Source organism: Embleya sp. NPDC001921 (genome assembly GCF_053594475.1).
In genome coordinates this window covers 173,141-184,918 of record NZ_JBSFEO010000001.1, presented here as the reverse complement: position 1 = coordinate 184,918, position 11,778 = coordinate 173,141, and the positions used below count along the sequence as shown (strand labels likewise).

The 11,778-nt window shown below is 71.7% G+C and carries 9 protein-coding genes; 3 read left to right on the top strand and 6 right to left on the bottom strand.

Annotated elements, in window-relative coordinates; all coding sequences use genetic code 11:
- Window positions 1-385 precede the first annotated feature (385 nt).
- Both ACWCPW_RS00760 and ACWCPW_RS00755 read right to left on the bottom strand, forming a co-directional pair.
- Window positions 386-625: a chaplin gene (locus ACWCPW_RS00760; RefSeq protein WP_449759412.1), complete on the bottom strand. Its 240-nt coding sequence runs from the start codon at window positions 623-625 to the stop codon at window positions 386-388.
- Window positions 626-826: 201 nt separating this feature from the next.
- The gene (locus ACWCPW_RS00755) at window positions 827-2,155 is read right to left on the bottom strand and encodes a M20/M25/M40 family metallo-hydrolase (protein ID WP_449759411.1); all 1,329 of its coding nucleotides are present in this window, start codon (window positions 2,153-2,155) and stop codon (window positions 827-829) included.
- A 338-nt stretch (window positions 2,156-2,493) separates the two neighbouring features.
- On the opposite strand from ACWCPW_RS00755, the gene ACWCPW_RS00750 reads away from it, so the two are divergent.
- Window positions 2,494-3,363, top strand: coding sequence for a TIGR04222 domain-containing membrane protein (locus ACWCPW_RS00750; protein WP_449759410.1), 870 nt, complete (start codon window positions 2,494-2,496; stop codon window positions 3,361-3,363).
- Between the two features lie 418 nt (window positions 3,364-3,781).
- Window positions 3,782-5,038, top strand: a complete 1,257-nt coding sequence (locus tag ACWCPW_RS00745) for a class I SAM-dependent methyltransferase (protein ID WP_449759409.1) — start codon at window positions 3,782-3,784, stop codon at window positions 5,036-5,038.
- A gap of 578 nt (window positions 5,039-5,616) precedes the next feature.
- Here ACWCPW_RS00745 and mshC read toward each other — a convergent pair.
- The 4 genes from mshC to ACWCPW_RS00725 all read right to left on the bottom strand — a co-directional run bounded on the left by mshC (window position 5,617) and on the right by ACWCPW_RS00725 (window position 9,668).
- Window positions 5,617-6,843, bottom strand: a complete 1,227-nt coding sequence (mshC, locus tag ACWCPW_RS00740) for a cysteine--1-D-myo-inosityl 2-amino-2-deoxy-alpha-D-glucopyranoside ligase (RefSeq protein ID WP_449759408.1) — start codon at window positions 6,841-6,843, stop codon at window positions 5,617-5,619.
- Between the two features lie 354 nt (window positions 6,844-7,197).
- Window positions 7,198-8,019, bottom strand: a complete 822-nt coding sequence (locus tag ACWCPW_RS00735) for an SCO1664 family protein (protein ID WP_449759407.1) — start codon at window positions 8,017-8,019, stop codon at window positions 7,198-7,200.
- Window positions 8,016-8,585, bottom strand: a complete 570-nt coding sequence (locus tag ACWCPW_RS00730; RefSeq protein WP_395863494.1) for a DUF3090 domain-containing protein — start codon at window positions 8,583-8,585, stop codon at window positions 8,016-8,018. Before ACWCPW_RS00730 ends, ACWCPW_RS00735 begins: the two co-directional genes overlap by 4 nt.
- 357 nt (window positions 8,586-8,942) lie before the next feature.
- The gene (locus ACWCPW_RS00725; protein ID WP_449759406.1) at window positions 8,943-9,668 is read right to left on the bottom strand and encodes a histidine phosphatase family protein; all 726 of its coding nucleotides are present in this window, start codon (window positions 9,666-9,668) and stop codon (window positions 8,943-8,945) included.
- 966 nt (window positions 9,669-10,634) lie between these two features.
- Here ACWCPW_RS00725 and corA point away from each other — a divergent pair.
- Entirely contained in the window at window positions 10,635-11,609 is a 975-nt protein-coding gene (gene corA / locus ACWCPW_RS00720) for a magnesium/cobalt transporter CorA (protein WP_449759405.1), read from the top strand.
- Window positions 11,610-11,778 lie beyond the last annotated feature (169 nt).

The window sequence follows — 11,778 nt, the reverse complement described above, 5'->3', positions numbered from 1 at the left end:
TCAACGAGGGCCGACACAGGAGGTCACCGGGGTTGGGTCGATTCGCTCGTACGGCTGAGTTTTGGGATTCTCCGGAACCGGATTCCGACCGCTTTTGATCGCTCTGATCCCCAGGTGGGCGCTTGGCCGACCGATGACGACCGCGCTCCGAAGTACGGGAACGGCGGTGCGAAGCGCCGTCGCGGGCCCGCCGGCGGGCGGCCTCCTGGGGACCGCCCGGTCCGGCCCGGTGGTCCCGGCGCGGACCCGGGTGATCCCGGTGCGGACGGCCCGTACGGCGCGCCGGCCGGGGCCGGTCGTGCCCGCGCCGACCGCACAGCGGGACGGCCCCGAGACCGCGTGGGTCTCGGGGCCGTCCGTACGCCAACGAGCGTGTGGGCCTGGATCAGGCGTTGATGCAGGTGTTGCCGAACGCGGGGTTCAGCACGCCGATGATGCTGACGGTGTTGCCGCACAGGTTGATCGGAATGTGGATCGGAACCTGGACGTTGTTGCCCGACAGCACACCGGGGGAGCCGACGGCCGCACCCTCCGCCTCGGAGTTCGCCATGGCGCCACTGGCGCCGGCGAGCACAAGACCACCGCCGGCCGCGACGATGAACGCGACCTTGCCCATCTTCTTCATAATTCTTCCGTCCTCCTTGTCGACACCACGACGCGCTTGCGCGCCGCACAAGGGGAAACGACAGGATCGGGCGGAGGCTACGCGCGGGCCGAGGTATTCACTCGATCGGGCCCGAACCCGGTCGACGCCCGGGCTCCGGGCCCGACCGGCGTGCGGCCGGGGTGCCGGGAGCCGTCCCGGACCCGACCGCACGTCGTTCGCTCACGCGTTGTCGAGGAAGTGATCCAGCACCCGCACGCCGAACTTGAGCCCGTCCACCGGGACCCGCTCGTCGACGCCGTGGAACATGCCCGCGAAGTCGAGGTCGGCCGGCAGCTTCAGCGGCGCGAACCCGAAGCAGCGGATGCCCAGATCGGCGAAGGACTTGGCGTCGGTGCCGCCGGACAGGCAGTACGGCACCGCGCGCGCGGCCGGATCGTGCGCGCGCAGCGCGGCCGACATCGCCTCGACGAGCGCGCCGTCGAAGCCGGTCTCCAGGGCCTGGTCGGTGTGCACCGTCTCGCGGCGCACCCGGGGGCCCAGCACCGCGTCCAACTCGGCGTGGAACTCGTCCTCGAAGCCCGGCAGGAACCGGCCGTCCAGGTGCGCGGTGGCCTGTCCGGGGATCACGTTGACCTTGTACCCCGCGTTCAGCATGGTCGGCTGCGCGGTGTTGCGGATGGTCGCGCCGATGATGCTCGCGATCGGGCCCAGCCGCTCGATGGTGGACTCGATGTCGTCCGGGTCGAGTTCGATGCCCAGCGCGTCCGAGATCTCGTCCAGGAACGCGCGCACGGTCTTGGTGACCCGGATCGGGAACTTGTGCCGACCCACTCGCGCGACGGCCTCGGCCAGTTCGGTGATCGCGTTGTCCTTGGCGATCATCGAACCGTGGCCGGCGGTGCCGTCCACGATCAGCCGCATCCAGTCCATGCCCTTCTGGGCGGTCTCGACCAGATACAGGCGCAGATCGTCGTTGACGGTGAAGGAGAAGCCGCCGACCTCGCCGATGCCCTCGGTGACCCCCTCGAACAGGTCGGCGTGGTTGTTCACCAGGTGCCGCGCGCCGAACACGCCGCCGGCCTCCTCGTCGGCCACGAACGCGAGCACGATGTCGCGCGAGGGCAGCCGGCCGGTGCGTACCCGGTCGCGCAGCACCGCGAGCACCATCGCGTCCATGTCCTTCATGTCGACCGCGCCGCGGCCCCACACGCAGCCGTCCTCGACCTCGCCCGCGAACGGGTCGTAGGTCCAGTCCGCGGCGTTGGCGGGCACCACGTCGAGGTGACCGTGGATCAGCAGCCCCGGCCGGGACCGGTCGGTGCCCTCGATCCGTACGACGGTGCTGGCCCGGCCGCGCTCGGATTCGTAGATCTTCGGTTCGAGGCCGACCTCGGCGAGCTTCTCGGCGACGTACTCCGCGGCGGTGCGTTCTCCCGGACCCGAGCCGTCACCGTAGTTGCTCGTGTCGATCCGAATCAGATCGCGGCACAGGTCGACGACCTCGTTCTCCGCGGTGGTGGTGGGCTGGGGACGGACAGCCTCCGTCATGACGGGCTCCTCGGGAAAGGCGGAACGGCACGTGTGTACGGGTGTACCACCATCCTGCACCCGTACGCGGGGTCGGCATGGACCGGGCGGTGTTTTGACGACCGGTCAGTTGAACGGGGCGGCCGAGCGGGGCTCGCACGGCCCGGCGGCAGGGCGGTGACAGGGCGGCGAAGGAGCCGCGACGGGGCGGCGAAGGAGCTTCGGCGGGGCGGCGGTGGGGACCTCCGCGGAACGTAGGGAGATGCCTCTGACCGGGTGGATCGAGCCGCTGCTACCTTCCGGAACAGGATGAACAAGCAGACCAAAACGGCGAGTCGGACCATCGGGAGGGACGTCACATGAACGGCACCGCGTGGGGCCTGACCGGTCCCGAATTCCTCAAGCTCTACGGCGGGATCCTGGCCGGCCTGTTCGTTCTGGCGATCGTGCTGCGGATCGTGATGGCGTGGGCGGTCCGCGGCCAGGCGAGCCGGGCGCCGCTGGGCGCGTACGACGCCGCCTTCCTCGCGGGCGGGCCGATGCGGGTCGCCGACACCGCGCTGGCGTCGCTGATCACCGAGGGCTACGTACACGTACAGCGCGCCGGTAAAATCACCGCCGCCGGCGGATCACGGCCGGCCGAGCCGGTCGCGGCGGCCGTGATGGACTGCGTGCGCACCACTCGGGGCACCCGACTCGCGCTGCTGCGGGCCTGGTCGCGCAGCGACATGATGGCGCGGATCGAGGGCAGCCTGGTCGAGCGCGGGCTCGCGCACTCCCCGTTGGCCCGTCGGATCGGCAAGATGCCGGCTCGGCTGATGCTCGTGCTCGCGCTGGTCGGCATCGCCCGCTTCGTCAACGGCCTGGCACACAGCAGGCCGATCGTATTCCTGGTCCCGCTGCTGGTGCTCACCTTCGTCCTCGCGGGCTTGACCAGCGCTCCCTTGCGGGCCACCGGGGCGGGCCGCAGGGCACTGCGCGAGTTGACCACGCAGTTGCGAGCGGACCGCACCTCGGGCGTCCTGGTCGGCTCCGGCGCGCTGGCGGGCCTGTTCGCGGTGGCCTGCCTGGGCATGGCCGCACACCCGGACCCGGAGGCCCGGACCGCGCTGGTGGCCTATGGCGGCAGCGGCGGTGGCGGCGGAGGCGGCGGCGGCAGTAGCTGTGGCGGCGGCAGCAGTTGCGGCGGTGGCGGCGGTTGTGGCGGCGGCGGGGGCTGCGGGGGCTGATCTCCCGACGGGGAGCGGGACCGGTCGAGCGGACCGGGCGTACGGGTGGGGCACGGCGAGCGGATCGGCCTTCGGGCCGATCCGCTTTCGCCGGTCCCCGCCGACGATCGGGGAAGAGCCGCGCCCGAAAAGGAGTTCTACGTTTCGCCGTTCCTCCCCGGCGCGGGCAACCACCCACCGTGCTGCCCGAGTCGGGTGCGGATCAGGCGCGACGGTCACGTTGCACCATCCGGGTGCGCGGCCGTTTGTGGCTCGGGTGCGAGGGGAGCGGCGCCCATACACGGTGCGACCCCTGCTCGGTCCGACCCCGCGTCACCCGGTGGCGCCGCACCTCGGCGCGGCCCGGAACCGCCGGTTGTCCGGTGTCGTGGCCGCGCGGCGTGCCCGTGGTGCGACACAGGACTGGAGGGAGTCTGCGTTGAGTGTGATCGAGGTTGCCCCGACTCGGATCGACCCGGTGCGCTGGCCCGACGTGGCCGAGGTGCCGAGGCGGCCGGTGCGTGCGGCGGCCGCCCGGTTCCTGTTCGAGCGGGCGGTGGCGCGGCTGCCGCTGCGGGTGTGGATCGACGGCGCGGTGTTCGGGAACGGGGGCGCGACGGCGCCCCGGATGCGGATCGTGCGACCGGACGCGTTCTTCCATCGGGTCGGCGCGGGCGGACTGATCGGCTTCGGCGAGGCGTATCAGGCGGGGGACTGGGAGGCGGACGACCTGACCGCGGTGTTGACCGTGTTCGCGTCCCGGGTGGGCACGCTGATTCCGCCCGCGCTCCAGCGACTTCGCCCGGTGGCGGTCCCCCGGCCGCCCCGCTCGCAGCGCAACACCGTCTCGGGCGCGAAGCGCAACATCCATCGGCACTACGACCTGTCGAACGAGTTGTTCGCGACCTTCCTGGACGAGACGATGGCCTATTCGTCGGCGGTCTTCGAGCAGGGCGCGGACGGCGGACCCAGGGCCGAGGAGGACGCGCTGACCGCGGCCCAGCACCGCAAGATCGACCGCCTGCTCGACCTCGCGAACGTGGGCCAAGGCACCCGAGTCCTGGAAATCGGTACCGGTTGGGGCGAGTTGGCCCTGCGCGCGGCCGAACGCGGCGCGTACGTGCACACCATCACGATCTCGGCCGAGCAGCGCGACCTGGCGATCGAACGGATCGCCCGGGCCGGTTTCGCGGACCGGGTGGAGGTGGAACTGTGCGACTACCGTCAGGTGAGCGGCAGCTACGACGCGATCGTCAGCGTGGAGATGATCGAGGCGGTGGGGGAGGAGTACTGGCCGATCTACTTCGGCGTGCTCGACCGACGGCTGGCCCCGGGCGGACGGGTCGCGCTCCAGTCGATCACGATGCCGCACGACCGGATGGTGGCCAGCCGCGACACGTACACCTGGATCCACAAGTACATCTTCCCCGGCGGCCTGATCCCCTCCGACGACGCGGTCCGCAAGGCGACTTCGGCCACCCGGCTGCGGGTCGCCGACAGCAGGTCGTACGGGCCGCACTACGCCGAGACGTTGCGGCTGTGGCGCGAGCGCTTCAACCGGCGCGCGGACGAGGTCGATTCGTTGGGCTTCGACCACGTGTTCCGGCGCATGTGGAACCTGTATCTGTCCTGGTCCGAGGCCGGTTTCCGGTCCGGGTACCTGGACGTGCGGCAATACCTGCTGATGGAGGCGTGAACACCTGTCGTCTCTCACATCCGTCCGTCATCCGCCATCCGTCATCGGTGCGTTGTGCGCTGTCCTCCGTCCGTTGTCCGTCTCTGTCGTCTGTCGTCTGTCGTCGACGGCGTCACCAAGCCCGATCGGGCGCCGCCGGTTCGACCCCGGCCCGCGGCCGACGCCCCGGACTCCCTCGGGTACCCCTCACCCGCTCCCCGGAATGTGAGGGCTTCCCCTGAAGTGCCGGGACCGGCCCGCGTGATCTGCTGGGGTCGTGGACGAGGAGCCGTTCCGGTCGGCCGTCGCGGGGGTGTGGCCGGCCGGAGCGGTACCTGTTCGACGTCCGCCGCGACGAGGCCGGGATCACCCGGCTCGCCGCACACGAAGGCCCCGACCGGGCACTGCCGGTCGGGGCCTTCCTGGTGTCGTGGTCGGGCCTTCGGTTGTGCGGTGGTCGGGCCGGGAGCGGCCGGCCCGGGGACGGCGGCGGGCGATCGTGGCGATGGTCGGCCGAGGCGTGGCCTCGGGGTCGAGCGTCGGGGTCCGGCGATCGTGTCGCCTTCGGGCGGGTGACCCGAGGGTCGGTGGCCCGAAGGTCAGAGGGCCACGCCGAGGATCGCGTCCAAGGCGCGGGCGGCCACACCCGGGGCGGACATGTCGTCGCCGCCCTCGGCGAGTTGCCGGGCCGCCCACGCGTCCATCGCGGCCAGCGCGCCGGGCGCGTCCAGGTCGTCGGCCATGCGTTCGCGGATGCCGGCGAGCAGTTCGGTGGTGTCCGGCCCGTCCGGACGGCCGACCGCCGCGCGCCACGTGGCGAGCCGGGTGGTGGCGTCCGCCAGGACCTCGTCGGTCCACTCCCAGTCGCTGCGGTAGTGGTGGGCCAGCAGGACCAGGCGGATCGCCATCGGGTCCACGCCCTCGCGGCGCAGCTTGGAGACGAACACCAGGTTGCCGCGCGACTTGGACATCTTCTCGCCGTCGAGCGCGACCATGCCGGCGTGTACGTAGGCCTTCGCGTACGGCACTTCGCCGGTGACCACGTGCGCGTGCGACGCGCCCATCTCGTGGTGCGGGAAGATCAAATCGCTGCCGCCCCCCTGCACGTCGAAGCCCATGCCGAGGTACTTGAGCGCGATCGCCACACACTCGATGTGCCAACCGGGCCGGCCCGCGCCGAACGACGCGTCCCAGGACGGCTCGCCGGGCCGGGCGGCGCGCCACAGCAGCGGGTCGAGCGGGTCCTTCTTGCCCGCCCGCTCCGGGTCGCCGCCGCGCTCGCCGAAGATCTCCAGCATTCGGGCGGCGGTGTAGCCGGACACTCCGCCGAAGCGTTGGTCGGACACGATCGAGAAGTAGATGTCGCCGTCCACCGAGTAGGCCGCGTCCTTCGCGACCAGATCCTCGATCAGCGGCACGATCAGCGGGATCGCCTCGACCACGCCGATGTAGTTGGCGGGCGGGAGCACCCGCAGCGACGTCATGTCCTCACGGAACAGCGCGGTCTCGCGCTGCGCCAGCTCGACCCAGTCGATCCCGTCCCGCTCGGCCCGCTCCAGGAGCGGATCGTCGACGTCGGTGACGTTCTGCACGTAGTCGACCTCGTGGCCGGCGTCCCGCCAGACGCGCTGGAGCAGGTCGAACGCGACATAGGTCGCGGCGTGCCCCATGTGGGTCGCGTCGTACGGGGTGATGCCGCACACGTACAGCCGCGCGACCGGTCCCGGGGTGATCGTCACATGATCGCGCACGGAGCTGTCGTACACGCGCAGGGACGCACCCTGACCAGGGAGAACGGGGAGCTCGGGTGCAGGCCAGGCATACATACGTATGAGACTAACGTCCGTAGGGGTGGAAGATCTTCCAGGGTTGGCGGACCAATTTCCGCGTCTTCGCCCAACGCATCGGTCGGGGGACCGCGTCGTCGGCCGACGCTCGGGTCGAGGACGCCGTCTCGCCGCGCCCTCGGACCTTGTCGGCCCCCGCGACCTCGTTGCCGTCCCGGAGACCGTCGCCCCCTCGGACGTCTTCGCCGAACCGGGATCCGAGTCCGGGGCCTGGGCCGAGTCCGAGTCCGGAGCCGAGTCCGAGGCCTAGGCCTGGGCCTGGGCCTGGGCCTGGGCCGAGTCCGAGTCCGAGACCGAGTCCTGAGCCGGTTGCGGTCGGATCGGCGATCACGCTCAGATCGGCGGCCACGGGATCACGTGCCGGCGACCGTCCGGTTTCGGAAGGCGGTCGTCGGCGAGCAGAACTCTCACCCGTTCGCGGGTCGCGGCCACCTCGTCCGGCGTAATCAACTCACCCAGGCGCGCACCGAGCGGACCCGCCAACTCGGCCGACAACGAGGTCAGCGCCGCGCGCGCGTCGGCCGCCAGCGGTTCGCCGGCCCAGCCCCACAGCAGCGTGCGCAGCTTGTCCTCGACGTGGAAACAGATGCCGTGGTCGATCCCGTACACGTGCCCGTCGGGGCCGGGCAGCAGGTGGCCGCCCTTGCGGTCGGCGTTGTTGATCACCGCGTCGAAGACGGCGATCCGGCGCAGCGCGTCGGCGGCGGCGTGCACGAGCAGCGCGGGCTGCTCCTTGCCGTGTTCGTCCGGGACGACCACGTGCGCGATCGGCTTCCAGGCCGGGCCCGGGTCCACCGCGGGCAGGATCGCCACCGGTTCCGGCTCGTCGTCGGCGGGCTTGTGGTCGATCCATATCTGGCACATGCCCGTGCCGTACGGACCCTCGCGCAACACGGTGGTCGGCACGATGTTCCAGCCGAGCGCCTCGGACACCTCGTACGCGGCCATCTCGCGCCCCGCCAACGTGCCGTCGGGGAAGTCCCACAGCGGCCGCTCGCCCGCGACCGGCTTCCACACGCAGGGCAGCGACACTCCTTCGAGCGTGGCCACGCAGTACAGCGTCGCGTTGGAGGCGTCCTCCAGGCGCGCCTGCACCGTCAACTCGCCCCGGCGCAACAACTCCGGGACGGCGGCGGCGTCGAGGACCGTGGTCAACGCCGGTATCCGTTGGCGCGCGGGCAGATGTGGCCTTCGGGATCCATCGGCAGCCCGCAGAACGGGCACGACGGGCGGCCCGCCGCGACCACGAGCAGCGCGCGCTTGGCGAACGCCCGGGCCTGACCGCCGGTGAGCCGGACCCGCAACAACGGCGGGCCGTCCTCGTCGTCGTCATCGCCGAGCAGGGTGTCCTCGGGGGCGTCGTCGTCGGGGACCTGGGCCTGCGCCTCGACCACGAGACGCTCGTCGTCGGCATCCCACGCGAGCGCCATCGTGCCGACCCGGAACTCCTCCAGGATCGGCGGCAACAGCGGTCCGGAGTCCTCGAGTTCGGTCGGCGTCACGGCCGGCACGGCGGTCTCGCCGCCGGTGCGGCGAACCAGCTCGTCGAGCAATTCGTCGACGCGTTCGGCCAGTACGGACACCTGGGTCTTCTCCAGGGCGACGCTGGTCACGCGGCCGGCGGCGGAGGCCTGAAGGAAGAAGGTTCGCTGGCCGGGCTCACCTACGGTGCCGGCGACGAACCGCTCCGGGGGGTCGTACAGGAAGACCTGGCGGGGCACGAGCTGCTCCGTGTTTCTGTCGAGAGCGGGACGGGGTGGGTGGCGGTCTCGGGGGCGGTCTGTCTCGGGGTCGGTCTGTCTCGGTGGTGTTCTGTCTCGATAGCGGTCTGTCGATGGGACGAGCGGTGGAGCCGGTGTGGCGCGGGCTGGGGCCCTACACGGTCGTATCCGTCACGGTCGTATCCGTTCATCCGGCCGATCCGGCTCCCGCACGGTTATATCCGTCGGATCCGAAGTGGTATTCCCGGATGATCTTGCCCGTTCCCACAGGTTCGATCCTGCCCGGGTGATCCCGTCCCGGCGGGGTGGGGCCGGGTCGGCGAGGGCGCGCGGGGGGAGTGCGCCCTCCCAAGCACCCTACGGCGCGCCGGCTCCGCCGCCCACCACCGCGTCACCCGACGCGGGCGCGTGCCGACCGTCGGGCGCCGGCAGCAGCCCGGCCACCGAGCCGCCGGTGTCGTTGAGCCGGCCGACGCTCGGTCGATGTGCGCCGTACGTGATCACCGTGAGCGAGCACGGGTCGACCTGGATCCGCTGGAACAGGTCCAGGTGCATCCCGAGCGCGTCCGCGACCAGGGCCTTGATCACGTCGCCGTGCGAGCAGACCAGGTACATCGCGTCCGGCCCGTGCTCGGCGGCGACCCGCTCGTTCCACTCCCGGACCGCGTCCACGGCCCGGGCCTGCGTGGTACGCAGGGCCTCGCCGCCCGGGCCGGGGAAGGTGACCGCGCTCGGATGCATCTGCACGGTCTTCCACAGCGGTTCCTCGGCGAGCTTCCTCAGCTCCCGCCCGGTCCAGTCGCCGTATCGACACTCGCCGACCCGCTCGTCCACCTGCGCACCGGCGTCCAACGCGAACTTGGTGCCGGCCCGGGCGGACAACACCGCCTCGGACGTCTGCCGACACCGCTCCAACGGACTGGTCACCACCGCCGCGAGCGGCACCTCGGCAATCCGCAGCCCCAGCGCCGCGGCCTGTTCCTCGCCCCGATCGTCCAGGAACACCCCCGGCGTCCAACCGGCCAACACCCCAGAGGAGTTCGCCGTGGTCCGCCCGTGCCGAACAAAGAGCACCGTCGTCATACCCCCAACCCTATGCGCCCCCGTAATCCCACCCTTTCGCCGGCCGGGGGCGTGGCGAGGGCTCGGGGCGGGCGCGCGGGCGGGGAGCGCGGGGCGGGGAGTGCGGGGGCGGCGGCCCCGAGGCGCGGGAGTGGGGCGACGGCCCCGAGGCGCGGGAGCGGGGCCGAGGAGCGGATCGGGGGCGGGGGCGCCCGGTGCGGGAGGCGGGGTGGCGGGAGCCGGCCCGAGGCGCGGGTGCAGGGCGGGATGGATCGAGGCGGGGGCGGGCATGGCCGGCGTCGGGTCGAAGCGGCGGGGCGGAGTTGGGCGAGCGGGCTCATGCGCGACGCGGCGGATCGGGCGTGGCCGGGCGTCGGGTCGAAGCGGCGAGGCGGAGTCCGGGGCGGCCCGAGGTGCGGAGGGGGCGTGGGGTGTACCGAGTGGGGAGGAGGGACGCGTGCCGCCGCAGGCCCACACAGCACCCCGATACGCCCGGCCGACGCCGGGCACACCGGCTTCGAGCACGCCGCGGGCCGCCCCCGGGCCGCCGAATCCGGCTGCGGTTCGGCGCGTCAGCGCCCACGACACCGGCGAGACCTCGTGATCGACGCGCGAAGCGCGGAGAGCGGCGGAGCCGCAGGTTTGGGCTTCGTGGCCCGGAGCGAAGCGGAGGGACACGAAGCCCCGAGCGAGGGGCCGCCTTTTTTCTCGGAGGAGCTTGCGGGGGAGAGAAAAAAGGTGGTCCCTCGCGAGCCGGCGACGAAGTCGCCCAACAAGCAGCAACGCCGCCGAACACGACTCCGGCGCGTCGGCCCGCTCTCTCCGCGACCCGGTTCTCGCGGGAGGCCGCTCTCCGCGACCCGGCCCTCTCGGCACGCCGCCCCCGCGACCCCGTCCTCTCGGCACGCCACCCCCCGCGACCCAGCCCTCCCCACAAAATCCGGCCTCGTGAGCCGACACCGGGGCCGCCACAACTAAAATGCACCAGTGATCGTCGACTGCGCCATTTACACCAACGGCCGCCGGACCGAAGGCCCCGCCGACTTCTCGGATGCCTTGGACGAGGCTCGGCGGGTCGGTGACTCGTTCTTGTGGATCGGGTTGCACGAGCCGACGCCGAGCGAGTTCGATCTGGTGACCAGCGAGTTCGGGCTGCACCCGCTCGCCGTCGAGGACGCGCTGCACGCGCATCAGCGGCCCAAGCTGGAGACGTACGACGATTCGATCTTCCTCGTGCTCAAGACCCTGCACTACTACGACGAGACCTCCTCGGTGGAGACCGGCGAACTGATGATGTTCGTCGGCGACTCGTTCGTGGTGACGGTGCGTCATGGGCCGGGTGCCGAGCTGAAGTCGGTTCGTCGCCGGGTCGAGAAGCAGCCCGAACTGCTCAAGCACGGCCCGGGTGCGGTGATGTACGCGGTTGCCGACGCCGTCGTGGACGCGTACCTCGCCATCGCCGGCGAACTCGAGACCGACCTCGAGGAACTGGAGGCGCGGGTCTTCTCGCCCAGCCGCGAGAACGACGCCGAGCGCATCTACCTGCTCAAGCGCGAGGTCCTGGAGTGCCGCCGCGCCGCGCTGCCGTTGATCGAGCCGATACGGAAACTGGCCACGGTGGAGGTCGCCTTCGTACCCCCCGAGACCCGGCCGTTCTTCCGGGACGTGGCCGACCATGTGACCAGGGTCACCGAACAGATCGAGTCCTTCGACCGCCTGTTGTCCGACGTACTCGGCGCGCACCTCGCGCAGGTGGGCGTCCGGCAGAACGAGGACATGCGCAAGATCTCCGCGTGGGCGGCGATCTTCGCCGTACCGACGATGATCGCCGGCGTGTACGGCATGAACTTCGATCACATGCCGGAACTCAAGTCGGTGTGGGGCTATCCGGGCGCGCTCACCCTGATGGTGGCCTCATGCCTCGTACTGCACCGGATGTTCCGCAAGAGCGGATGGCTGTAGCACCCCGAGGACCTGCCGCGGCCGACCTGCCGCAGCCAACGCGCGCCACAGCCAACGCACGTGCCGCGACGGGTGGGGAGCGCCCTGTGTCGCCCCGCTCTCCCGCTCCGTGTCGCCCCGCCTTGCCACCCCGCGCCCATCGCTCGTGTCCTTTGCCGCGTACGGTCGT